20 protein-coding genes and 1 pseudogene are annotated in these 23215 nt (G+C 56.1%); 6 read left to right on the top strand and 15 right to left on the bottom strand.

The window, feature by feature from the left end:
- Positions 1-121 precede the first annotated feature (121 nt).
- Positions 122-1135: an alcohol dehydrogenase AdhP gene (adhP, locus tag ACI7RC_RS22530; protein ID WP_019123053.1), complete on the bottom strand. Its 1014-nt coding sequence runs from the start codon at positions 1133-1135 to the stop codon at positions 122-124.
- A gap of 221 nt (positions 1136-1356) precedes the next feature.
- Between adhP and ACI7RC_RS22535 the strand changes: the two genes are divergently transcribed.
- From ACI7RC_RS22535 to ACI7RC_RS22545, 3 genes are read left to right on the top strand one after another with little or no spacing between them, the layout of a single operon-like run.
- On the top strand, positions 1357-2505 hold the full coding sequence (locus ACI7RC_RS22535) for an iron-containing alcohol dehydrogenase (protein ID WP_408110445.1): 1149 nt from the start codon (positions 1357-1359) through the stop codon (positions 2503-2505).
- Positions 2506-2515: 10 nt separating this feature from the next.
- Entirely contained in the window at positions 2516-3826 is a 1311-nt protein-coding gene (locus ACI7RC_RS22540; RefSeq protein ID WP_408110446.1) for a sensor histidine kinase, read from the top strand.
- Positions 3795-5246 (top strand): sigma-54-dependent transcriptional regulator, encoded by a 1452-nt coding sequence (locus tag ACI7RC_RS22545; RefSeq protein ID WP_408110447.1) that lies wholly within the window; start codon positions 3795-3797, stop codon positions 5244-5246. The genes ACI7RC_RS22540 and ACI7RC_RS22545 overlap by 32 nt, the downstream gene beginning before the upstream one ends.
- Positions 5247-5250: 4 nt before the next feature.
- Here the strand turns inward: ACI7RC_RS22545 and ACI7RC_RS22550 are convergent, their stop codons facing one another.
- The gene (locus ACI7RC_RS22550; RefSeq protein WP_408110448.1) at positions 5251-7032 is read right to left on the bottom strand and encodes a sigma-54-dependent Fis family transcriptional regulator; all 1782 of its coding nucleotides are present in this window, start codon (positions 7030-7032) and stop codon (positions 5251-5253) included.
- 205 nt (positions 7033-7237) lie between these two features.
- On the opposite strand from ACI7RC_RS22550, the gene adh reads away from it, so the two are divergent.
- Positions 7238-8758, top strand: coding sequence for an aldehyde dehydrogenase (gene adh, locus ACI7RC_RS22555; protein WP_408110449.1), 1521 nt, complete (start codon positions 7238-7240; stop codon positions 8756-8758).
- Between the two features lie 8 nt (positions 8759-8766).
- Complete coding sequence (locus tag ACI7RC_RS22560) at positions 8767-9144, top strand: DUF779 domain-containing protein (protein WP_019123062.1); 378 nt, start codon at positions 8767-8769, stop codon at positions 9142-9144.
- 81 nt (positions 9145-9225) lie between these two features.
- Here the strand turns inward: ACI7RC_RS22560 and ACI7RC_RS22565 are convergent, their stop codons facing one another.
- The 13 genes and pseudogenes from ACI7RC_RS22565 to ACI7RC_RS22625 form a co-directional block, all read right to left on the bottom strand.
- A complete protein-coding gene (locus tag ACI7RC_RS22565) occupies positions 9226-10002 on the bottom strand; it encodes an ATP-binding cassette domain-containing protein (protein WP_019123063.1) in 777 nt (258 codons plus the stop codon).
- Positions 10003-10025: 23 nt separating this feature from the next.
- Entirely contained in the window at positions 10026-10781 is a 756-nt protein-coding gene (locus tag ACI7RC_RS22570; RefSeq protein ID WP_408110486.1) for an ABC transporter permease subunit, read from the bottom strand.
- 5 nt (positions 10782-10786) lie between these two features.
- The gene (gene ssuE, locus ACI7RC_RS22575) at positions 10787-11323 is read right to left on the bottom strand and encodes an NADPH-dependent FMN reductase (protein WP_408110450.1); all 537 of its coding nucleotides are present in this window, start codon (positions 11321-11323) and stop codon (positions 10787-10789) included.
- The gene (ssuD, locus tag ACI7RC_RS22580) at positions 11316-12476 is read right to left on the bottom strand and encodes an FMNH2-dependent alkanesulfonate monooxygenase (RefSeq protein WP_408110451.1); all 1161 of its coding nucleotides are present in this window, start codon (positions 12474-12476) and stop codon (positions 11316-11318) included. Before ssuD ends, ssuE begins: the two co-directional genes overlap by 8 nt.
- A gap of 17 nt (positions 12477-12493) precedes the next feature.
- Entirely contained in the window at positions 12494-13513 is a 1020-nt protein-coding gene (locus tag ACI7RC_RS22585; protein ID WP_408110452.1) for a sulfonate ABC transporter substrate-binding protein, read from the bottom strand.
- Positions 13514-13713: 200 nt separating this feature from the next.
- On the bottom strand, positions 13714-14790 hold the full coding sequence (locus tag ACI7RC_RS22590) for an LLM class flavin-dependent oxidoreductase (RefSeq protein WP_408110453.1): 1077 nt from the start codon (positions 14788-14790) through the stop codon (positions 13714-13716).
- Positions 14791-14806: 16 nt separating this feature from the next.
- A complete protein-coding gene (locus tag ACI7RC_RS22595; protein ID WP_408110454.1) occupies positions 14807-15877 on the bottom strand; it encodes an LLM class flavin-dependent oxidoreductase in 1071 nt (356 codons plus the stop codon).
- A 6-nt stretch (positions 15878-15883) separates the two neighbouring features.
- Positions 15884-17323 (bottom strand): 4-hydroxyphenylacetate 3-hydroxylase family protein, encoded by a 1440-nt coding sequence (locus ACI7RC_RS22600; RefSeq protein WP_408110455.1) that lies wholly within the window; start codon positions 17321-17323, stop codon positions 15884-15886.
- The gene (locus ACI7RC_RS22605; RefSeq protein WP_019123071.1) at positions 17295-18779 is read right to left on the bottom strand and encodes a 4-hydroxyphenylacetate 3-hydroxylase family protein; all 1485 of its coding nucleotides are present in this window, start codon (positions 18777-18779) and stop codon (positions 17295-17297) included. The genes ACI7RC_RS22600 and ACI7RC_RS22605 overlap by 29 nt, the downstream gene beginning before the upstream one ends.
- Before the next feature lie 51 nt (positions 18780-18830).
- The gene (locus ACI7RC_RS22610) at positions 18831-19649 is read right to left on the bottom strand and encodes a MetQ/NlpA family ABC transporter substrate-binding protein (protein WP_408110456.1); all 819 of its coding nucleotides are present in this window, start codon (positions 19647-19649) and stop codon (positions 18831-18833) included.
- Positions 19650-19659: 10 nt separating this feature from the next.
- Positions 19660-20322: a methionine ABC transporter permease gene (locus tag ACI7RC_RS22615; protein WP_408110457.1), complete on the bottom strand. Its 663-nt coding sequence runs from the start codon at positions 20320-20322 to the stop codon at positions 19660-19662.
- Positions 20323-20404: 82 nt separating this feature from the next.
- Positions 20405-21088: pseudogene (locus ACI7RC_RS22620) on the bottom strand (methionine ABC transporter ATP-binding protein); the annotation flags it as partial.
- 595 nt (positions 21089-21683) lie between these two features.
- A complete protein-coding gene (locus tag ACI7RC_RS22625) occupies positions 21684-21980 on the bottom strand; it encodes a TFIIB-type zinc ribbon-containing protein (protein WP_019123076.1) in 297 nt (98 codons plus the stop codon).
- A 437-nt stretch (positions 21981-22417) separates the two neighbouring features.
- Between ACI7RC_RS22625 and ACI7RC_RS22630 the strand changes: the two genes are divergently transcribed.
- Positions 22418-23101: a TerC family protein gene (locus tag ACI7RC_RS22630; protein WP_408110458.1), complete on the top strand. Its 684-nt coding sequence runs from the start codon at positions 22418-22420 to the stop codon at positions 23099-23101.
- The last annotated feature ends 114 nt before the right edge of the window (positions 23102-23215 follow it).

Here is a 23215-nt window from a genome sequence, read left to right on the forward strand (position 1 = left end):
AAGGGCAGAATATACATTTTGTATGTTAATTGGTCAGTCGTAGTTAAAAAAAGCCGGACACAAACTGCCGTGTTCGGGCAGCCTGTGTCCGGCTCTGAACAATGAGAACGCTTGCAAAACATTACTGCAACGTCAGGACGACGCGTCCGTTGATCTGACCTTTTTCCATCCGTTCAAACACTTCGTTGATCTTTTCGAGCGGCTGTGTCTCGATCATCGCCCTCACCTTTCCGCGGGCGGCAAAATCAAGCGCTTCCTGCATGTCTTTTCTCGTGCCGACAATCGATCCTCTCACTGTCACTCCGTTCAACACGGTGTCAAAAATCGGGATGGGCAATTCGGCGTTGGGCAGGCCGACGACCACGAGGGAACCTCCCCGCCTCACGGATTGGTACGCCTGCTCAAAAGCCTTTTTCGTTACCGCCACGCTGACAGCCGCATGCGCCCCGCCGACCTGCTCCTGGATGAACGCGGCTGGATCCTGGGCACTGCTGTTGACGGTCAGGTCGGCGCCGAGGTCCTTGGCCAGCGCCAATTTTTCGTCGTGGATATCGACAGCAATCACGTTGTAGCCCATCGCTTTGGCGTACTGCAGCGCCACGTGGCCCAAACCGCCGATCCCGTAGATGGCGACCCACTCCCCTGGCTTGACGTTGGCTACCTTCAATGCCTTGTACGTCGTCACCCCTGCACACAAGATCGGAGCTGCCTCGACGTCGCCGATTCCGTCAGGTATTTTGGCTACATACGCGGCTGGCGCCACGCAGTATTCCGCATAGCCGCCGTCCACCGAATAGCCGCCGTTGAGCTGCTGCTTGCACAAGGTTTCCCAGCCGCTTAAACAATGCTCGCACTCCCCGCAGGCGGAGTACAGCCAGGGAATCCCAACGCGGTCCCCGATCTTGAGCGAGGTGACTCCTTCGCCCAGTTTTTCCACCACGCCGACCCCTTCGTGACCGGGGATCAAAGGCAGCTTGGGCTTGACCGGCCAATCCCCGTGGGCGGCATGCAGGTCGGTATGACAGACGCCGCAGGTCTTGATCCTGACCAGCACCTGGCCGGGACCTGCCTCCGGTACGGGTACCTCCTTCACTTCCAGTTTTTGTTTAAACTGATTGACAACTGCTGCTCTCATCATACTTCCTCCTTCAAGAAAAATAAAAAACCGGTTGCCCATGTCTAAGCAAGCTTCATACCAAAAGAAAAAGACTGAATGTTTCAACAAAACCTCTGAGTTGCCGGCCGAGATTTCGGCCCGCGTGACAAATTTTCGGCCAGCGGGCCAATCTTTTGTCACCTGTAGGGGAACGCCCCCATTTTGTCGAAATACATGGGAGAGGGAAAGGAGGATGTGGCATGCAGATGTCCAAGTTTATGACGCCTGAAATCATCTTCGGGCAGCAGGCGATCTCCCAGACCGGCGAAAGTCTCGTCAGGTTGGGAGCGACGCGCGTCTTTCTGGTCAGCGACCCGGGAGTGGTCAACGCCGGGTGGGTAGAACAGGTCATCCATTACCTGAAAGCAAGCGGCCTGGATTACAGCCTGTGGACGGAAGTGACGCCCAATCCCAAGGATTACGAAGTCCACGCGGGTGTCGACGCATACCGCGCTTGCGGATGCAATGCCATCCTGGGGGTCGGCGGGGGCAGCGCGATCGACGCGGCCAAGGCGATCGCGCTGCTCGGGACAAACGGGGGGAGCATCCACCAGTATGAGGGCGTGGACAAAATCACCCGGCCCCTGCCTCCGATGGTGATGGTGCCGACAACGGCAGGAGCCGGTTCGGAAATATCGCAATTTTCCATCATCGGCGATACCGCACGGAAAGTGAAAATGACGATCATCTCCAAATCGCTCATCCCCGACATCGCGATTATCGACCCGCAGACGCTCACCACAAAAGACAAGCGGCTGACAGCCAACACGGGAATGGACGCGCTGACCCACGCCATCGAATCGTACATCTCCCTGGCTGCGACGCCGCTCACAGAGGTGTTGTCCCTGCAGGCGATGCGGCTCATCTCCCAGTATCTGCGGCCGTCCGCCGCCAGCCAGTACAATGCCGAGGCCAAACAGGCGATGGCGATGGCGAGCTTGCAGGCCGGCATCGCTTTTTCCAACGCCATCCTGGGCGCGGTCCACGCCATGTCCCACCAATTGGGCGGGCTGCTCGACCTGCCCCACGGAGAGGTAAACGCGATCCTGCTCCCCTACGTGCTGGAGTACAATTACATCGCCGCTCCCGAACGCTACAAGAATATCGCCGAAGCGCTCGGCGAGAACACCGCCGGTCTGAGCCTGCACGACTCGTCCCGCCTGGCGCTGAAGGCTGTGAAGGACTTGGCGCGAGATCTGGATATACCGGAGTCCCTGGCATCGCTCGGCCTGCTTCCGGAGCACATCGACCTGCTCAGCTCCCACGCCGTGCTCGACGTCTGCATGGCGACCAATCCGCGGGACATGACCGTCCAGGACGTGATCAGCATTTTCCGCAAAGCGCTCTAGGAGGATGCCGATGCTGCCGAAACAAGAAATCCTGCAAAAACTGACCGGGATTCACTCTTCGCGAAAGACGTATTACGCCGAGCTGGCATTTCTGATCGAGGAGATGAAAAAGAAGAACAAACAGCTTGAGGTCATCAATCAGCTGACCAAGATACAGATAAGCGCATCCTGGCAGGAGGTGAGCAGCTACATCGCGGCCCAGTTGTCGCTATTGATTCCATTCGACTCGTTTGCACTCACGCTGGTGAAAGGCTCTACGCTCTCCTCCTACATCTCGACCCTGGAGCAGCCGGAGTGGCGCTGCCAAACGCTGGTCAAGCCCGTCAAGCATCCCCCTGCCCTGGGGCTTGACCAGCTGGAGAACGTGATGCAGGCCGCCTTCCCCGCTCACCGCTTCACATCCGTCTCCCTGCGCAGCCACCTCAATCAGGTGTTGGGTTTTCTCACCCTGCTGCACCATGGCAAGCAGAAAGCAGATGCGGAGGAAGTCGCTTTGTTCAGGCTGATCGCCGAGCACGTCGGCGTAGCGATCGAGAATATCATTCTGTTCCAGGATGTGTGCGAAAAGGTAGGGCTCGAAGCCCAGCTTGTCCAGTCCGCCAAAATGGCCGCCATCGGAGAGATGGCAGCGGGAATCGCCCATGAATTGAACAGCCCGCTTACCGCCATTCTCGGCAACGCCCAGCTCCTGATGCGGGAAGCCGCTTCAGGGCCGCTTCACCCATTGATGAAGGACATCTACCAATGCGGGGTGCGCTGCAAAAAGATCATCCAGAACCTGCTGACCTTTTCGCGACAAGAGGAATACGCTTTTGAATGCCTGGCGTTGAACGACCTGATCGACGATGTCCTGGGACTGATCGGCTACCAGCTGGCGGTTTCCGGGATTGAGATCCAGCAAAAGCGGTCATCGTCCACTCTCTCGTTCCACGGCAGCCGCCACCAGATTGAACAGGTGCTGATCAACCTGCTGTTAAACGCGAGGGATGCGCTGAACGGGCGTGAGCATCCGCAGATCATCATCGAAACCTTTCTGCTTGAGGAAGAAGCTGCCTGGGTCGGACTGTCGATCCGCGATAACGGCGCCGGCATCCAACCGGAGCATCTTCCGCAGATCTTTCAACCCTTCTTTACGACCAAGGAGAGCGCCAAGGGAACGGGACTTGGCTTGTCTGTCAGTCTGGGGATCACCGAGTCGCACGGCGGCAGGCTGTTTGCCGAAAGTGAACGGAACCGCTACAGCAAGTTTACCCTGCTTTTGCCATTCAAAAAGCCAAAGGAGGATGCAGATGGCGAGGAAACACGTGCTGGTTGTGGATGACGAACAGGAAGTCACGTCTTTTTTCACCTATTTTCTCAAGCAGAAAAACTGCGATGTCACAGCCGCCAACTCGGGAAGGGAAGTAGACAGGCTGCTAGCCGAGAGGCACGCAGGCTTCGATGCCGCTCTGATCGATCTGAAGCTGCCCGACGCCAACGGACTCGACCTGTTGACCCGGATAAAATCGGCATATCCCTCCTGCGGCGTCCTGATCATGACCGGCTACAGCACGATCAAATCTGCCGTCACCGCGATCCAGAGAGGGGCCAGGGACTACCTGGAAAAGCCGTTTGACGACCTGGACAGCCTGGAGGGCGTGATCGACTCCGTCCTGGACGAACCTTTGAAGCTGGCGGATGAACTGTCCCGCGAGGCAGCCCACTACGGCATCGTGTACGCCCCCGGCGGACCGATGGAAAAGTTGATCAGCGTCGCCCGCAAGTTGGCCAAAAAGGCGATCAACGTGCTGATCGAAGGGGAGACAGGCACCGGCAAGGAGCTGTTGGCCCGCTACCTGCACGGATCCAGCCTGCGGGCCCAGTATCCGTTCGTCGCGCTCAACTGCGGGGCGGTCCCCGAGACCCTGCTGGAGAGTGAGCTGTTCGGATATGAACGGGGGGCTTTTACCGGGGCCCTCAAGCCGCGTAAAGGCTTCTTTGAATTGGCCAATAACGGCACCCTGTTCCTCGACGAGATCGGCGAAGCTCCCCCCTCCATTCAGGTAAAGCTGCTTCGGGCTTTGGAGACGGGCGAATACATGAAGGTGGGCGGCGAGCACGTAGCCAAGGCCAATATCCGCTTTCTCTCCGCCACCAACCGGGCGCTCGAACAAGAAGTCACCGCGAAGCGGTTTCGCCAGGATCTGCTCTACCGCCTCGAAGGGGTAAAACTGACGATTCCTCCGCTGCGGGAAAGAGCCGGCGACATTCCGTTGATCGCTCATTCATACCTGGAAAAGCGATTCGGCTCTTCGTGCCGGATCGATCCGGCGGCGCTGGCCCTGTTGCAGTCCTACGAATGGCCGGGAAACGTCAGGCAGCTGATCAACGTATTAAACCAGGCCATTGCCATCCACGAATGTGAAGTGCTCCGTCCAGAGCATCTTCCCCCGCAGATTGCCAGCCAGACCCCGGCAGCAGGCGGCAGCGCAGCCGAGGCCAAAGCCGAAGCTGCCGCCGTCTGCGATCGCATCGACCGGGAGTGTGAGCGGTTTGTCGAGGCGATTATCGGAAACATGGGCCCGGTGGAAGAATTTGATTTTGATTATGCGGTCAAACGAGTCAAATTGCTGGAGGCGGAAGTCGGGCGAAAGGCAATTGAACAGGGGTTGGCAAAGACGAAAGGTGACAGGCAGCTGCTGAGCGAAACATGGAACATCAGCAAGCGGACGATCCGCTACTTTCTCAATGAAAAGGCGTGAAGCGCTACTGCTGCATTCTGCCGGGGGATTTCTTATACTGGATCCCGTATCCCCTGATTTTGCGATAGAGCGTATTCCGGCCGATGTTCAGCAGGCTGGCGGCGCGGGCAATATTGCCGTTCGTCTCCTGCAATACCTCTTCGATCGTTTTTCGTTCGTTCTCGCGAAGGGAAAACGTTCCCTCTTCCTGCCGATCCCAGGGAGTGTCGACGACGATATGTTCCGCTTCGATCACTCCCCCCTCGGCGAGAAACGACGCTTGCAGCAGGACGGAGAGAAGCTCGCGGATATTTCCCGGCCATGGATGGCGCTCCAGCAGCTGGAGTACCGCGGGCGACAAGGTTTTGGGCTGTTCGGCATGTTTTTTCAGCAGGTGCTCCGCCAACTGCCGGATGTCCTTTCGTTGGCGCAGCGCAGGCAGACGTATGGTGATCCCTTTCAAGCGGTAAAACAGGTCGGCGCGAAAACGACCCGCCTGGACCTCCTCAAACAGATTCCGATGAGTAGCGGCGATGATGCGGACATCTACTCTTCTCGATTTGACGCTGCCGACGGGGGTGACGGTTTTTTCCTGCAGGACGCGCAGCAGTGCCGCCTGGGCCCGCACCGACATGTCTCCGATCTCATCGAGAAACAGCGTGCCGCCGTCCGCCGCCTGAAATTTGCCGATGCCGCCCTCCCTGTTGGCCCCGGTAAAAGCGCCTTTTTCGTAGCCAAACAGCTCGCTTTCGATCAGCGTATCGGGAATCGCGCTGCAGTTGACGGCAACAAATGGCCCGCGTTCGCTCTGTGTATGTATCGCCTGGGCAAACAGCTCCTTTCCCGTTCCGCTTTCCCCGGTCAAAAGGACCGGAAGCTGGCTGCAGGAGGCTTTTTTCGCCAATTCCTTTACCTGTACGATCGCCGGGCAAGAACCGAAGATATCGGAAAATGTATAGAGCGGCGGCTGCTGCCGACTGCTCGCGGAAGTCGCGGGACTTTCTTTAATCGCGACAGAGCGGTACAGCTTATGGGTGTCGTCTTTGAGCGTGATGATCTGGAAGTTGAGATCAGACGGCAGTTCTGCTCCCAGGCAATTGCCGAGCAGCCTCATCGCCGACGGGTTGGCCCCTGTTATCCGGCGGTCGCCGTCCAGCGTTAAAAGCGGCAAGGGGTGGCGCTCTCTGATCGTCTCCAACTGCTGCAGCGTGATCAAATGCTCTGCCCTCATCTCCTGGACCAGCATGCGGTTTTGGAAGACGTCCGCCGCCAGGGAAGCAGCACTTGCAAGCACCGGATGAAAGGTCTCCTTGAGGCCGCTGATATTGACGACCCCCAGCAGCTCGCCGGCGCGATCGAAGATGGGAGCGGAAGCGCAGGTGAGAAAGTGGTTTTCGCGGAAAAAATGTTGGCTTCCTTTGACCAGCGCAGGCCTCTTTTCTTCAATCGCCACCCCGATGGCATTCGTGCCTTTTTTGGTTTCATGCCAATTGGCTCCTACCTGAAGCTGCACGCGCGCCGCCCGTGAGGCAAAAGCCGCGTCGCCGCTGGCGTAGAGGATTGTTCCTTCCGGGTCCGTCAAAAATACGACACTGCCGGATTGGATAATCAGCGGGTACAGCTTTTCAAAGACAGCTTCCGCATGCGGAAACAAGAAATCGTACCGGCTTTGCAATTCCTTGATCGAGGTGCCGGTCAGCAGCTGGTCATCCGCTTTTTCACTCTGCTTCAAGCCGATGTCCCGACATCTCTTCCAGGATTGTTCGATGTAGTCGGTCGGCTCTGAAAGGGGATCCTGAAATGGCAAGAAAGCAGCCTCCTTTCCTCTTCCTCTCCACATATTACCATACAAGTGCGAATATTTTAAATGTTCCATTCCGGTTCACCCGACTGCTCCATTATGGAACAGCTGCGTAATAAAATCTCACATGCGGCCCAGGAATGACAGCATCGGCGGCATTGGCACCCTCCTTGCAATGACACATGTCTAAACACGATGAGGAGGTATGTCCATGATCTACGCACAACCGGGTCAGGCCGGGTCTAAAGTCACTTTTAAAAAGCGGTACGACAACTTTATTGGCGGAAAGTGGGTTCCGCCGGTAAAAGGCGAGTTCTTTGAGAACATTTCCCCGGTGAACGGGGCTGTTTTCTGCGAAATTCCCCGCTCCACGGCAGAAGATATCGAGGCCGCACTCGACGCCGCCCACGCGGCAAAAGACGCCTGGGGACGAACGTCCGCGGCGGAACGCTCCCGGATCCTGCTGCAAATCGCCGACCGCATGGAAGCCAACCTGGAGATGCTCGCCGTCGCCGAAACATGGGATAACGGAAAACCCATCCGCGAAGCCCTGGCCGCCGACCTCCCGCTGGCCATCGATCACTTCCGCTACTTTGCCGGGTGTATCCGGGCGCAGGAAGGAACGCTGTCGCAGATCGACAACGATACGGTGGCCTACCACTTCCACGAGCCGCTCGGCGTCGTCGGGCAAATCATCCCCTGGAACTTCCCGCTACTGATGGCGACCTGGAAGCTGGCTCCCGCTCTGGCGGCAGGAAACTGCGTCGTACTGAAACCGGCGGAACAAACCCCGGCCTCGGTGCTCGTCTTTGCCGAGCTGATCGCTGACCTGCTGCCCCCGGGTGTCCTCAACATCGTCAACGGGTTTGGCCTGGAAGCCGGCAAACCGCTCGCCTCCAGCAACCGCATTGCCAAGATCGCCTTTACGGGTGAGACGACGACAGGGCGTCTGATCATGCAGTACGCTTCCCAGAACATCATCCCGGTCACCCTCGAGCTGGGCGGAAAATCTCCCAACATATTCTTTGAGGACGTATTCGCCAAAGACGACGCCTTCCTCAACAAAGCGATTGAGGGCTTCGTCATGTTCGCCCTCAATCAAGGCGAAGTGTGCACATGTCCATCCCGGGCGCTGATCCAGGAGTCGATCTACGACCAGTTTATGGAAAAAGCCCTGGCCCGGGTAAAACAAATCAAGCAGGGAAATCCGCTGGATACCGAGACGATGATCGGTGCGCAAGTCTCCACCGAGCAAGTTGATAAAATCTTGTCCTACATCGAAATCGGCAAGCAGGAAGGCGCGAAAGTGCTGGCTGGCGGGGAACGGACTGTGCTTCCCGGAGAGTTGGAACAAGGCTTGTACATCCAGCCTACCGTCTTCGAAGGCAAGAACAACATGCGGATCTTCCAGGAAGAGATCTTCGGGCCGGTCGTCGCCGTTACGACCTTCTCCACTCAGGAAGAGGCGCTGGCGATCGCGAACGACACGCTCTACGGCCTTGGCGCGGGCGTATGGACCAGGGACGGCAGCACGGCGTTCCGGATGGGCAGAGCCATCCAAGCCGGCCGCGTCTGGACGAACTGCTACCACGCTTACCCTGCCCATGCCGCGTTCGGCGGGTACAAGGTCTCCGGGATCGGCAGAGAAACCCACAAGATGATGCTGGATCACTACCAGCAGACCAAAAACCTGCTCGTCAGCTACAGCCCGGACGCGTTGGGCTTCTTCTAGAGGATGTCATGGCCCAGGTAGAAAAGGTGTTGGCCACAGAAGCGGCCCTGCAGCTGATCGAACGCCTGAAAGAAAAACACGGCCCGCTGATGTTTCACCAATCCGGAGGCTGCTGTGACGGCAGCTCGCCGATGTGCTTTCCCTTGGGTGAATTTATGGTGGGCGACAGTGACGTCTGTCTGGGAGAAATCGGCGGCTGCCCGTTCTATATGAGCCGGGCCCAGTATGAGTACTGGAAGCATACGCAGCTCGTGATCGATGTGGTCGAAGGCCGCGGCGGAATGTTTTCCCTGGAAGGTCCGGAGGGACTGCGCTTTTTGACCCGTTCCCGGGTCTTTCAACCAGAAGAGTACGAACAGCTTCAGGAGGAGTGGAAAAACACGTAGAGTAGAGATTTAGGAAGAAAGCCGGATTTCTGCGCAGTGTGCAGGATCCGGCTTTTTTTGCCTTATTCCAGGGCAGCGCTGCTAGACGGAGTAACTGTAGGCTCGCTGCTTGACGATCGCCACACCCTCCGTTCCCCGTGCCATCACTTTGTCTAAAATGACTCTCTCAAAATGGGCAAAACCGTGATCTCTTGCGCGCGGCCTGGGGAGACTGATAGGAAGGTCCAGCGCAACCCTCCCTTTTTCCAGTACGATCACGCGATCTGCCAGTGTTACGGCTTCACTCACATCATGCGTCACCAAAATGGCGGAAAATTTCTGTTCCAGCCACAGCTCTTCTATCAACTGCTGCATTTCAATCCGGGTCAGCGCGTCCAGCGCACCCAATGGTTCATCAAGCAGGAGCAGTCTTGGCTCCCCTGCCAAAGCCCTGGCCAGCGCAACCCGCTGCCGCTGCCCTCCCGATAAAACACGGGGCCATTCGGCGGCCCGGTCGGCAAGACCGACAAGCTGCAAGACCTCCTCGGCACTTATCCGTGATTCTGACTTGATACCGATCTGCACATTGTCAATCACTCTCTGCCAGGGAAGCAGTCTGGCCTCCTGGAACATCATCCGGACATCAGCGTGAACACCGGTAACCGGTTGGTTATCCAGCAAAATCTTCCCTTCACTCGGCTGGTCCAGACCGGATATCAGCCGCAGCAAGGTGCTTTTGCCGCAGCCGCTTCGCCCGACAACGGCGACAAACTCTCCGGGGGGAATCATCAATTGAAGCCCCTGTAACACACGGGTGCTGCCAAACGCTTTGCCGACCCCCTGTACATCGAGGCAAATGCCCGAGCGGCCTCTTTTCATACCATCACCTCTCGCTTGTGGGATCAGTCATTGTAGCCGGGATGCCAGCGCAAGCATCTTCTTTCCAGCAGCCTGGCGATGACATCAGATAGTTTGCCCAGCAGCGCATACAGCAGGATGCTGAGCAGGACGACGTCCATCTGCATGAATTCACGGGCATTGGTCGCCATATAGCCAATCCCGGAGTCGGATGCAATCGTCTCCGCCACGATCAGGGAGATCCACATCACCCCGAGCGCATAGCGTACGCCAACCAGTATCGAGGGCAGGGCCCCCGGAAAAATCACCTTCCAAAACAGCTTTGCGCCGCGCAGGCCGTACACCCTCCCCATTTCGATCGGGCCGGGATCAACCGTGCGAATCCCGTGAAAGGTATTGACATAAACCGGAAACAGCACGCCTAAAGCGACGAGAAACAGCTTGCCCGTCTCGCCAATTCCGAACCAGAAGATCACGAGAGGGATTAGGGCCAGGTGAGGAATCGTTCTGATCATCTGCACAGGTGTATCCAGCAGCTTTTCTGCGATCGGAAACAAGCCGTTGCAAAGTCCCAGCAGAAAACCGATGCTCCCGCCGACGGCGAAACCGATCGCCGCCCGCCTGGCGCTAACGCCGATGTATTCCGCCAATTCTCCGCTTTCGATCAATTGAACAGACGCGGCCAGCACTTGAACGGGAGTCGGGAACAAGCCAAACAGCTGCCAGCACAGGATGAACAGAAGCGGAATACTCCACGGAATCAAGGTTTTTGCGGACAGTTTTTTAAACGAGGCTCTCAAAGCGATCACCTGTCTTTGCCTGCAAGTTGAATCAATTTGTCCAGGGATCGATCCAAGCGCTGCACAATCTCCTCGCTGATGACAACCCCTTGCGGATCGTCTCTTTGGATCTGCGAATCCACGGCATACACACCGCTCAAGACATGTTCGGCACCGAGCGCTGCCAGCACCGGCTTCAGCGCGTAATCAAGCATCAACAGATGGGACAGGGTTCCGCCAACGGCCAGGGGAAGAATCACTTTGTCGGCAAGCCCTTTTTGCGGCAGCAGGTCGAGATACGCCTTCAAAACGCCTGTATATGATGCTTTGTAAACAGGCGTAGCTACCACAACGGCATCGGCCTGCTCAATCAAGCGATTTGCCTGGACAATGGCGGTACTGTCAAATCGGGCGGACAGCAAATCTTCCGGAGGAAGATCGCGGACGTTGACGAAATCAACCTGCAGCCCGGCTTCGCTCAACACTTTCCCGGCGTAGTCCAACACGCCGTTGATACGCGACGAAGCGGAGATGCTTCCCGAGAGAATGACGATTCTAGGCATTGCCGACACCCCCTGCTGCGACAGATAGACTCGCCGGTTGTGCAGGAAAGCTGAAGTGGCCGATCACTTCGCCAGAGGGGGTGATAGGCGGCTTCGCCTGGTTTGCCAGGTGCAAACGGGGGAACAGCAGCTCGGCGACCCGATACGCTTCCTCCAAGTGCGGGTAGCCGGACAAGATAAAGCTCTCGATTCCCAGTTCCGCATACTCTTCTATCCGGGCGGCTACCGTCTCGGGATCACCTACCAGCGCGGTCCCGGCCCCTCCCCTGACCAGCCCGATCCCCGCCCAGAGGTTGGGCGATATTTCCAAATCGCTTCGATTGCCGCTGTGCAGCTGCAGCATCCGTTTTTGGCCTTCTGAATCGTAGTTGGCGAGCGATTTTTGTGCCGAGCGGATTGTCTCGTCATCGAGGTGCTTGATTAATTGGTCTGCCGCTTCCCACGCTTCCCGCTCGGTTTCCCTCACAATCACGTGCAGCCGGATGCCGAACCGAACGGCCCGCCCGCGTTCGAAAGCCAGCTTGCGCACTTTCTTTACCTTTTCCGCCACCAGTCCCGGCGGCTCCCCCCAGGTGAGATACACATCCACATGCTCGGCCGCCACCCTCATCGCGGCATCGGACGATCCGCCAAAGTAGAGCGGCGGGTAAGGTTTTTGGAGCGGAGCAAACAGCAGCTTCCCGTCTTTGACATGAAGGTGCTCGCCGCGGAAGTTGACCTGTTCTCCGGTTAGCAGGGAGCGCCAGACAGAGAGAAATTCGTCGGTCAATTCGTAGCGCTCATCATGGTTCAGGTGAAGGCCGTCTCCGGCGAGCTCTGCCGGATCTCCGCCTGTTACGACGTTGATAGACAATCGGCCGTTGGACAGGCGATCAAATGTCGCAGCCATGCGGGCTGCGGCAGTGGGAGACACAATCCCCGGCCGGACCGCCACAAGGAATTTCATCTTCTGCGTAACAGCCAGCAAGGATGAAGCTGTTACCCACGCATCTTCGCACGACCTCCCCGTCGGCAAGAGCGCTCCGCTGAACCCCAATTCATCTACCGCCTGCGCGATTTGACGCAGGTAAGCGTAATTGACGGCCCGCCCTCCGATTGATGTTCCCAAGTAACGCCCATCCCCGTGTGTAGGCAGAAACCAAAGCACTTCCATAACGCTTCCCCTTTCTTTTATTTCGCCGGATGAAAAACCGCATCCGCGACGGAAATTTTTTTCGGTATCAGTTTTAAGGCATAGAAGGTATCCGCTATTTCCTGCTGCCCTTTTACCAACGCGTCATCCAATTCTTCCAAACCGTAGGTTCTGCGCGCCGCCGCTTTCTCCAGTGCGGCAACGTCAATTTTCAGCAGGGGAGCGAGCAGTTTGGCGACTTCTTTGGGATTTTCATTGGCCCACCTGCTCGACTCCTCCACTTCCTCAAGCAGCACTTTGACAATGTCGCCATGCTCCCTGGCGAAGACATCTGATGCGAGGTAAAAATCGCGGTCGTCCGCAAGTCCTTGGCCGTCGGTCAGCACCCGCACCTGTCCGGTATTTTCAATGTCGGCGAAGTAGGGATCCCAGACCACCCAAGCGTCTACCTTGCCTTGTTCAAAGGCGATCCGGGCATCCGCCGGGGCCAAAAACGACAGGGTGACATCTTCGTACGTCAGATTGGCGCTCTCCAGTGCCTTCACGAGCAGGTAGTGCGAGCTGGACCCCTTCGCAAGTCCAATGGATTTGCCTTTTAGATCGGCGAGCGTGTGGATGGCGGAATCCTTTTTGACGAGGACCGCTGAGCCTTTGGCTTTGGAATGGCCAGCCCCTACGTAGACCAGCGGAGAACCTGCTGCCTGGGCAAATACCGGCGGAGAATCGCCAGTCCGGCCCACGTCGAGATTTCCCGAGCTCAATGCTTCAAGGAGCGGCGGACCCGCCGGAAATACATTCCAGGTGACGGTGTAACCCAACTCTTGCAATCTTTTTTCCAGATTCCCCCGCTCTTTTACGATGTTGAGCGGATCTCCCTTCTGATAGCCAATCCGCAGGACCTTATCGGCTTTCGTTTTGGCTTCGGCCTTCGCCTGGGCACTGCCGCTGCCTTCGGAACAGCCTGTGAGGAAGGCGGACAGCAGGATGAAGGCGGCGAGCAAAAGGAACGGCATCCCCGTCTCCTTCCACCGCTTGTTTGTTTTCCTGTTGCCTGACATTGCTCTCCTACTCCTTTCGCAATGGCTGGCAGACAAAAGGCTCCCGACACGCCTGCACCCGGGCAAGCGGCAAGGAGCCTTCAGTTGTCTGATCAGCTATTTTCAGTTTTCAACCTGTTTCCTGCCGTTTTGAATCCTGACCAAAACAGTCGAGTTTCAGCCGAAAAAAAACAGCAGGAACAGGTCGACTACGCTAAAGTCTATGCCCGTTTTTCCTGGGCGTTACAAGATTCGGCGCCCAATTTTTTCTGCAGCACATGTTCGAAAAACAGCGGCAGCTCATCGACCGGATAGCGAAACGCCGTTAAAATCATCTCAACGCCTGCCAACTGCAGCTCCCGGATTTTGTCTCTCACCTGCTGGTACGAACCGATCAAGCCGGTCCGAAAGCCCTCGTTGTTGGCGACAAAATCGCTGATGGAGGCGGCCCGCGACCACATGCCCGCAGCACCCCTGGCATAGTTTTTAAATTTGTTGATCGCCGTCACATCGGCATGATCCACGATGTAGCGGAATTCTTCTTGCGCTTCTTTTTCTGTCTCGCGGGCAATGACGAAGGCGTTGACAGCAAACCGGACCCGCCGATGATGCCTGGAAGCAATCTCGCTTACGCGCTCCATCTGCGGCCTCAGTTCTTCAATCGAAGCTCCGTTCATAAAGTACCAGTCCGAAAATTTCCCCGCCATTTCCTGTGCTTCCTCGGAATTTCCGCCCTGAAAAATAGCAGGGTACGGTTTCTGTACGGGAGTTGGCCGCATCTTTCCGCCACGTATCTGGTAGTGCTCGCCTTCAAAGGAAAATTCCTCTTTTTGCCAAAGCCCTTTCACCACCTGTAGATACTCCTCCGAACGACGATACCTTTCGGAATGGCTGATCCAGGGGATGCCAAACATCTCCTGTTCCTCTTGAAACCAGCCGCTGACCAAATTGACGTGCCAGCGGCCGGATGTGATCTGTTCCAAGGTCGCTCCCATTTTCGCCAATGTAACCGGAGGGACAAAAGCCGGCAGCACCGCCGAAATAAAGTGAACCTGCCTGGTATGTACCGCCAGGGCGCCTACAATCGTCAAGGAGTCCAGCTGTCCGCCCGCCGCATCGCTGCCGCCCAAGCCTCCCAGATAGCGGGTGGGGAAGAGAATCGCGTCGACTCCCAGCCGATCGGCCAGCTGTGCCAGGCGCAGGTTATAGGCAAAGCTGCCGTCTTTGGTCTGATCTGCCGTCGAACGCAAAAATCCCCCGGAAATATTGGAACCCCATATGGCTACTTTCACACTCATCGGCTTCTCTCCTCCATCACGAGTACAGCACTCCCGCCCTGTCATCCGAGAACAGGGGCAGTACCAAATTCCCTACCCGCTCCGCTTCTTCGAGATGCGGAAAACCTGACAGGATAAAGTGATTCACCCCGGCATCGACGTATTCCATCAATCCTTCTTTCACCTGCTCCGGCGTTCCGACCACTGCCGTGCCGGCCCCTTTTCGCACCCTGCCGATCCCGGCCCATTTGTGCTTGCCAAAGCGCATTGCACCCTCCAGCAATTGGGACATCCGCTGCTGCGCCACTGAATCTGCCCTTCGGTAATAGTCTTGCATCCGCTGTTCGACGACCGGATCGATCCGGCTGATCAGGCGATTGGCAGCAGCCCACGCCTCCTCCTCCCCTTCCCGCACAATCACGTGTATCCGTACGCCGAATTCCAGCTGTCTGCCGCAAGCAGCCGCTCTTCGCTTGACATCGTTGATTTGCCGCCGAACTTCTTCCACCGGTTCTCCCCATTGCAAATAGACGTCAGCATGTTTGGCAGCGACTTCTTTGGCGGCTTCAGAGGAACCGCCAAAATAGACGGGAAGCTGTCTTCGCTGATAATTGGAGGGGTAGAGGGAAGCATTTTTTACGGAAAAATACTCTCCCTCGAAGCTGACCGAAGACTCCTGCCACAGCTTTCTGACGATCGTTAAAAATTCGTCCGTGCGCTGATAACGCCGGTCGTGCTCCAGAAAGTCCCCATCCTGCCCTTGTTCTGAGGGAGAGCCGCCGGTCACCACGTTGACCCAGAGCCTTCCCCCGCTGAATTGATCCAGTGTTGCCGCCATCTTTGCCGCTACGGCGGGTGCTACAAACCCCGGGCGAAAAGCCACCAGCGGAGAAATCTTCGACGTGCGCTGGATGATCGCCGACGCAACCATCCACGAATCCAAAAAGGGGGCCCCTACGGGGATGAGAATGCCGGAAAAACCCGCTGCTTCGGCCGCCTGGGCAACCTTGCCGAGGTAGTCGAAAGTGGCCTCGCGCTCTGGCCGGGCAAGTCCGATGTACTCCCCGTCTCCATTGGTCGGAACAAACCAGGAAAAATGAATTGTCATACAGGATCACCTCGTGTCTGATTTTGCCAATTCCCAAACGGTCTGAATCAACTCCTGCCTGTCGTAGCCCGCATACTGGCTCGCGTACGTGCGCACCGGGTCGCCGGAGTAAAACCGCTCATACAGCTCATGGCGGGAAGCCAGGGGGCTGCCGATCAAATCCCAAGCCAGCTTAAACAGTTTCAGGCGGGTTTCCGCCTCTACCCCGGCGCCGCGGTAGTACTTGCTGATAAACGGTCCAATGGGTCCGTTCAATTCCGCAAGGGTAGAAGGAACCTGCAGAAATCCCCCCGCTCCGATCTGCTGGATGATTTCCAGCGCACGGGGATAATAGCGGGAGCCCAAATTCCGGGCGGTCGTCAAAGGTTCGACGGCGGGCAGCCACACTCCGTATTGATTTGGCTTTGCACGTTCGCGGGCGGCCAGCAGCAGGGCCCTGATCGTCTCTGCCTGGATGATCAGCTCCCCCAGTTTTTCCTGAACGTGCAAGTATTGCCGGGCGCCGATCGTACAGGCCAATTCGTGGCCGATGGCCGCGACGAATTCCAGTTTCTGGAGCAGCCGGACCACTGTCGGCTGCTGGCTCAAGGCGACGGCGACGGGATCTTGTCTCAGCCTCCAGATCGCCTCCGGATCGTCTTTGATAAAAACCCGCTCCCACGGGATCAAGGCATCGTCAAAGACGACAACCGCATCCATTTCGTCAAATCTTGAGCTGAGCGGGTGATCCTCTGCGTTCTCGGAAGCAAAAGACTCCCTGCAGACAATGTGCACCCCTTTTGTGGCGACAGGGACGGCGAACATCGTCGCATACCGGGCTTCTGACTGCGGGCGCCGATGAAACGGATAGACAAAAATTTCATCGTAATACGGAGCCCCGGTCGCAATCATCTTCGCCCCCCGCACGATGATCCCGTCCTCTGTCTCCCGCACAATGCGCAGATGGGTGTGGGGATCATCAAATTGGGAAGACAATTTCGACCGGTCTACCTGCGGATCGTGCAACGCGGTTGTGGAGAACAAATCCTGATCCCGGCTTAGCCGATAATACCGGTCGATTTTGTCGGCAAACTTGCCGTCGCTCCCCCCTAATACATGGCGGCTGGCGTACCATCCGGTCAAGAGTGACCTCGAATAGTCGGACAGCCGGCTCATCATGCCAAAGGTTTTTTCCGACCATATCCGGTATGCGGTCTCCTTTTGCAGCACCTCTTCTTTGCTGCCGGGAACCAGATAGGCAAGGTTGGCAGGCTTGCCCGTATCGGGGGGCGAAAAAGTCAGAGACGGCTGGGAGGCGGGATCGTCCTGCAAAGCCAGCAATGCACAAATCGTCTGAATCGTTCCGGCAAACGCCGGGTGGCTGGGCAGATCCTCAACGATCTTCCCCTGCAGCCAGACGCTTCGCCCGTCCCGAAGCCTAGAGAGATACCGCTGACTTGCTGTCATATTCCTTCGCCTCCTTCCCTGCGGCCAGGTTCCAGAAATCGCGCAAACGGGATTGAAGCCGCTCCTTGTCGCAGTTCTGATATTGGGCAGCGTACGTTCTGACCGGATCCCCCAGGTAGAACCGCTCGTAAAGCTCGTGCCGGGATCCCAGCGGGCTGCCGATCAAGTCCCAAGCCAGTTTGAACAAGGCAATCCGGCCTTCCGCGTCTATTTTTGCGCCGCGGTAGTATTTTTGCAGCAAGCCGCCCAGTTCCGCCTGCAGCCGCTCCCCGTTCGAAGGCACCTGCATAAAGCCTCCCGCTCCGATTTGCTGCAGAATTTCAATCGCCCGCGGATAATACCTGGGCCCCAGGTTTCTCGCTGTCTCGATCGGGGTCGGATCGGGGACGAATGTGCCGTACACATCCGCTTTGCCTCCCGCTTCCGATGCGATCAGCAGGGCTTTGACGGTTTCCAGCTGAATGACCAACTCTCCCAGTTTTTCCTGGACGTGCAGGTGATGATCGGCTCCGATCGCTTCCGCAACGGCAAAGGCGACCCCTGCCACAAATTCCAGCTTCGCCAGGAGGCGCACCACAGTCGTGTGGTAGGCCAGCCCATTGGCTGTTTCATCCATGCGCAGCTGCCACACCGCCTGCGGATTGTCGTGCAGGAAGACGCGTTCCCACGGAACCAGGGCATCGTCGAACAGCAGCACCGCATCCATTTCTTCATATCGGGAGCTGAGCGGATAGACTTCCCGGCGATCGGCAGCAAAGGATTCGCGACAGATGATGTGAAGGCCGGGCGTATTGGCGGGCACGATCATCATATGGGCATGTGCCAGATCCCCATCGGCGATCCGGTGGAACGGATAAACCAAAAAGTCGTGTGTGTACGGACCCGCCGTCGCAATCATTTTCGCCCCTCGCAGAACAACCCCATCTTCTGTTTTTCTCACGATCCGAAGAACGGCATCCGGGTCTTTCTGTTCCGAAGGCCCTTTTGAGCGGTCAATTTGCGGATCCAACAGCGCGGTCGTCACAAAGCGGTGCTGATCGCGGGCTTGTTCGTAGTAGCGAACGATTTTTTCGGCAAACTGCGGATCAAAAACCTGATATCTTTCCCGGGCGGCATACCAGCCTGTCACCAAAGAACGGGCATATTCGGAGAGCCGGCTCATCACACCGTGCGTCTTTTTGGTCCAGCAGGCAAAAGCGGCTGTCCGCCTTTGCAAATCCTCGAGGGAGGCAGGAACCAGAAAGGCGTTGTGAACGTACTCCCCTGTAACCGGGCTTCTAAATCCTACATGTTCGCGGAGCACATTGTCCTCCAGCGTTGCAAAGAGGGCTGTCAAGGTTTGCAGTGTCCCTTGAAAGGCAGGGTGCTGCGATACGTTCTCCACTTTTTCGCCATCCAGCCAAACTGTTCGCCCATCCTGTAAACTATCCCTGAATCGCTGCCCTAGCGCGGCCATTTCACATTCCCCCTTTTTCATGCAGTGAAAGCTTACCCCTGTCGAGACCGGTCAGTACTCGGGCTTGATAAAACCCTGGAACTCCTTGTCGATCAATTCCTCGAACTCTTTTGACTTGTACGCCTCTACCAAATCGCTTACAAATGGCTGATCCTTATCCGCAGTTTTCACGGTCAAGACGATGATGTAGTTTTTCGGGGTTTGTTCCAGTTTGATCGCCTCGCTCAACTTCCATCCCGACGCCAGCGCGAAGTTCCCGTTGACCAGGGAAAAGTCGACGTCATCCAGTGAGCGCGGCAGCTGGGCTGCCTCCAGCGGGAGTATCTCCAGCTTTTTCGGGTTTTCTGTAATGTCTTGTTCAGAAGCGTGGAGTACGTCAGCGTCCGCCTTCAGCTTGATCAGGCCGAATGTCTGCAGCATGCCCAGTGCCCTTGCTTGGTTGGTCGGGTCATTTGGCAGGGAGATGCGCATCCCTTCCGTCAGTTCATCCAAAGAGCGGTGTTTCTTGGAATAAAGCCCCATGGGAACCGTCGGAATGGGGATGACTCCGGTCAAATCGGCTTGATATTCTTTTGTAAAATTTTCTAAATACGTAGTGTTTTGAAACACATTGGCATCAATGGAGCCGCTGATCAGCGCCGTATTCGGTTGAATGTAGTCGTTAAACTCGACGATCGTCACCTTGTAGCCTTTTTTCTCCAGCAAGGGTTTGATGCCTTTTTTCAGCTGGTCGCTGTACGGGCCTGCTGTCGCGCCGATCTTGATTTCCTGTTTCTCAGGCCCGGAAGAGGTGACGCTGCCGCACCCTGACAGCAGGGCAGAAAGCATCATCATAGCGGCAAACGCGATGAACAGTGGACGCTTTTTCATGAAACTCCCCCTATCGCTTATCCAAAAGCCGGGCAAAGTGATTTCCCGTGAATTGAATGATTTGTACGAGCAGAATCAGCAGGACAACAGTTGCGATCATGACTTCCGTCTGGAAGCGATAATAGCCGAAGCGAATCGCCAAATCGCCGATCCCCCCGCCGCCCACGGTCCCCGCCATCGCCGAATAGGAGAGCAGGCTGATGGACGTGACCGTCAAAGCGGATACGATGCTGGCCCGCGCTTCATTGAGCAGGACTTTCCAGATCAGCCCCAGCGGGGAGGCGCCCATCGCAACGGCCGCCTCTATCACTCCCTTGGGAATCTCTCGCAGGGCTTGCTCGACCAGCCGCGAAAAAAACGGAATCGCGGCGATGGAGAGCGGGACCGACGCCGCTATTGGCCCAATCGTAGTGCCAATGATCACGCGGGTCAGCGGGATAATCGCTACCAGTAAGATGATAAACGGCAGGGAACGGACCGTATTTACCACGTAGTTGATCGTCTGATGCAGGTGTTTTCGCTCCAGGATTTGCCCCTTTCCGGTGAGAAACAGCAGCACCCCCAACGGCGTTCCAAACAGCAGCGCAGCCGCGGCAGAGATGCCAACCATCGTGAAGGTTTGCCAGATCGCCATCCCGAATTCCGGTACAAGCGCGAGCAGATTCTCAAACACTGGCGACCTCCCGGGCAAGCAGCCATTCGTTTTTGGGTTGAAACAGCAGTCTGCCGAGATTGGAGGCAGGTGCTCCCTTGGCATGGGTGAGCGACAATTCCTCGACGAGACGCCCATTTTCCAGCACGGCCACCTTATTGCAAATTTGTTTGACGACGTCCATCTCATGCGTGACCACTACGATCGTCACCTGGAGCGTCCGGTTGATCTCCTGCAGCAGAGAGAGGACAGACTGCGTCGTCTGGGGGTCGAGGGCGGAGGTAGGTTCATCGCAAAGCAGGATTCGCGGCCGGTTCGCCAAGGCCCGCGCGATTGCGACCCGCTGTTTTTGCCCTCCGCTCAGCTTGGACGGATAGCTGGACGATTTATCTTGAAGCCCAACCAACTCCAGCAGCTCTTTCACCCGCTTTTGCCGGTCTTTTTTTTCAATCCCCGATATTTCCAAAGCAAATTCCACATTCTCGGCAACCGTTCGATTGCTGAACAGGCAAAATTGTTGAAAGATCATGCCGATGGAGTGCCTCGCTGCTCGCAGCGCCTTTGGCGAAAGGATGGTCAGATCTCTCCCTGCCACGATCACCTTTCCGTTCGTAGGCTGTTCCAACAGATTGATGATTCGCAGCAAAGTAGACTTTCCGGCACCGCTGTAGCCAATAATCCCGAAAATATCTCCTTCCTCTATCTCCAGGCTGATTGGCGCCAAAGCTTGAAACGCACCGTGTTCAGGGCTTTGATACGTCTTCTCGACATTCTCCAAGCGAATCATGGAAACGGATCTCCTTTCTGTTTTTTTCACTCATTTCCACACGTGCGACGAAAAAGAAAAAGGCATCCTTCAAGCTGCATCGCTGCAGAAGAGGAAGCCTCCGGTCGTCCGGTTGGACATTCACTTTTTCTCTTGAGTCAAGCGGAACGAATGGGAATGATGGTTATGATTGAGTTTAATCCGATTATTCTGACCTGTCAAGTAAGAATTAAAATTTTGGGGATGACATTAGCTCGCTGCCCTTCGTCGGTCACGTGAATGGATCCGATAGCGATGTCTGTCTCGGTGAAATCGAAGCTGAGTAAGCCGCGTTTGATCCGTTTTCCGGAGAACCGATGTGTGGTTCCTTTTTCATAAGGGGCCAGGGGATCGAGATCCACGGTGTATACTTGCCGGATATAAAAATTGGTGGTGTTAGATACATGCTTGGCGTTTTGACACATCTGTTTACAATAGGGGAATAAGCGATGCCCTTTCATAATGCAGATATGAAACGTTTTGTTATCCCTCAAAACAAACATGGGTTCCCTTTTATTCCACCAGATTAGAATGGTCGTCTAACAAAAAGAGGCGGAATCCCGCCTCTTGGTGGCTCCTAATCGAACAAATCTCCCAACCTGTCCAACACGCTCTTCTTCTTCTTGTGTTTGTAGTACGGCGAATCATGCTTGGAATCGTAGTGGCGGTCACCGCGGTACGGATCGGCGGAATGGCGGCTGCGTTCCTGGTACCATTCGCTATATTCCCGGCGTTCCTGGCGAACGTCCGACATCAGCTTTTCCAGCTCCCCGCGATCCAGCCATACTCCCTTGCAGTCAGGACATACATCGATCAGCACGCCCTCCTTTTCCACTTCCCGCATGCGAACATCGTTGCAAACCGGACACTTCATCAGAAGCCCTCCTGTCGTCTCAAATAAGAATCGATTTATATGTACTACGAAAGAGGACTGCATTCGTTTCAAAGATTTCATTTACAAATATCGGAATTTTGGCGGCTAACATCATCCCTGACTGTACGGCTGCTTACCTGAAAGGAACCTCTTGACTTCAAAGAAACGTGCGATTAATATGAAAATACAAGCACGAAATATTCCTTTAAAGGGGAGTAGCTGTACAGCAAAGTCGTCATTCCGGGATTCTATCCTCGGCTTTGTTGGCAACGACACAAGTTGTTAGCGAGACCTTTACCGCAGGGGTAAAGGTTTTCTTGTTTACAAGACCTTTACCCGATTGAGGTAAAGGTCATTTTGATGTTTAGGGGGGTTGTCACGGCAGTATCGGGGAATTCATACGAGTTTTCTACTACAAGTAAAGGGAGTGTTTATTGATGGATTTCTTCTCACCGGATTTTTGGTCTGCACTGCTTGCAATCGTCGTGATCGACCTCGTTTTGGCGGGCGATAATGCCATCGTCATTGGACTGGCCGCCCGCAATTTGCCAAAAGCACAGCAAAAAAAGGTGATTGTCTGGGGAACCGTTGGCGCGATTGCCATTCGTTCACTGTTGACCTTGGCCGTCGTCTGGCTGTTGATGATCCCCGGGCTGCTGCTGCTCGGAGGACTGCTGCTCATCTGGATCGCATACAAGCTGTTGGTCGAGAAAAAAGAGCATGGAAATGTCGCGGCAGGGGCAAGCTTGTGGGCAGCGATCCAGACGATCATGATCGCGGATACGGTGATGGGCTTGGACAATGTGCTGGCGATCGCCGGGGCGGCCCACGGGGAGTTTTTGCTGGTACTCTTGGGACTGCTCGTCAGCGTGCCAATCGTCATCTGGGGCAGCACAGTCATATTGAAATGGGTCGAGCGTTATCCCTCGATTATGTATATCGGGGCGGGAGTATTGGCCTGGACCTCCTCGAAGATGATTGTCGATGAACCGTTTTTAAAAGGCTTCTTCGCGGAAAATCCGCTGCTCAAATGGGGTTTAAGTCTTGCCGTAATTGCCGGTGTCCTCCTCTGCGGCAGATTGAAAAATCGGCGGAATGAGGAACTGGAAAAATCGCTCTGAGATCTGCGGCTCACAGGTGGATCTGCCGAAGTCTTCACGGCAAGCTTCGGCAGATTCCCGATTTTTGCAGTTGAGCATGATTTGAATCAGCAAAGAAGCATGTTCGACATGCAG

This window comes from Brevibacillus sp. B_LB10_24 (assembly GCF_046036945.1).
Lineage (GTDB): Bacteria > Bacillota > Bacilli > Brevibacillales > Brevibacillaceae > Brevibacillus_C.

Excerpts from the sequence above, each read along its gene's own strand:
- ACI7RC_RS22585 (WP_408110452.1), bottom strand. The coding sequence starts at position 13,513 with ATGTCAGGCAACAGGAAAACAAACAAGCGGTGGAAGGAGACGGGGATG.
- ACI7RC_RS22545 (WP_408110447.1), top strand. The coding sequence starts at position 3,795 with ATGGCGAGGAAACACGTGCTGGTTGTGGATGACGAACAGGAAGTCACG.
- adh (WP_408110449.1), top strand. The coding sequence starts at position 7,238 with ATGATCTACGCACAACCGGGTCAGGCCGGGTCTAAAGTCACTTTTAAA.
- ACI7RC_RS22540 (WP_408110446.1), top strand. The coding sequence starts at position 2,516 with ATGCTGCCGAAACAAGAAATCCTGCAAAAACTGACCGGGATTCACTCT.
- ACI7RC_RS22600 (WP_408110455.1), bottom strand. The coding sequence starts at position 17,323 with ATGACAGCAAGTCAGCGGTATCTCTCTAGGCTTCGGGACGGGCGAAGC.
- ACI7RC_RS22630 (WP_408110458.1), top strand. The coding sequence starts at position 22,418 with ATGGATTTCTTCTCACCGGATTTTTGGTCTGCACTGCTTGCAATCGTC.
- ACI7RC_RS22590 (WP_408110453.1), bottom strand. The coding sequence starts at position 14,790 with ATGAGTGTGAAAGTAGCCATATGGGGTTCCAATATTTCCGGGGGATTT.
- ACI7RC_RS22625 (WP_019123076.1), bottom strand. The coding sequence starts at position 21,980 with ATGAAGTGTCCGGTTTGCAACGATGTTCGCATGCGGGAAGTGGAAAAG.
- ACI7RC_RS22610 (WP_408110456.1), bottom strand. The coding sequence starts at position 19,649 with ATGAAAAAGCGTCCACTGTTCATCGCGTTTGCCGCTATGATGATGCTT.
- ssuE (WP_408110450.1), bottom strand. The coding sequence starts at position 11,323 with ATGCCTAGAATCGTCATTCTCTCGGGAAGCATCTCCGCTTCGTCGCGT.
- ACI7RC_RS22605 (WP_019123071.1), bottom strand. The coding sequence starts at position 18,779 with ATGGCCGCGCTAGGGCAGCGATTCAGGGATAGTTTACAGGATGGGCGA.
- ssuD (WP_408110451.1), bottom strand. The coding sequence starts at position 12,476 with ATGGAAGTGCTTTGGTTTCTGCCTACACACGGGGATGGGCGTTACTTG.
- adhP (WP_019123053.1), bottom strand. The coding sequence starts at position 1,135 with ATGAGAGCAGCAGTTGTCAATCAGTTTAAACAAAAACTGGAAGTGAAG.
- ACI7RC_RS22595 (WP_408110454.1), bottom strand. The coding sequence starts at position 15,877 with ATGACAATTCATTTTTCCTGGTTTGTTCCGACCAATGGAGACGGGGAG.
- ACI7RC_RS22560 (WP_019123062.1), top strand. The coding sequence starts at position 8,767 with ATGGCCCAGGTAGAAAAGGTGTTGGCCACAGAAGCGGCCCTGCAGCTG.
- ACI7RC_RS22565 (WP_019123063.1), bottom strand. The coding sequence starts at position 10,002 with ATGAAAAGAGGCCGCTCGGGCATTTGCCTCGATGTACAGGGGGTCGGC.
- ACI7RC_RS22535 (WP_408110445.1), top strand. The coding sequence starts at position 1,357 with ATGCAGATGTCCAAGTTTATGACGCCTGAAATCATCTTCGGGCAGCAG.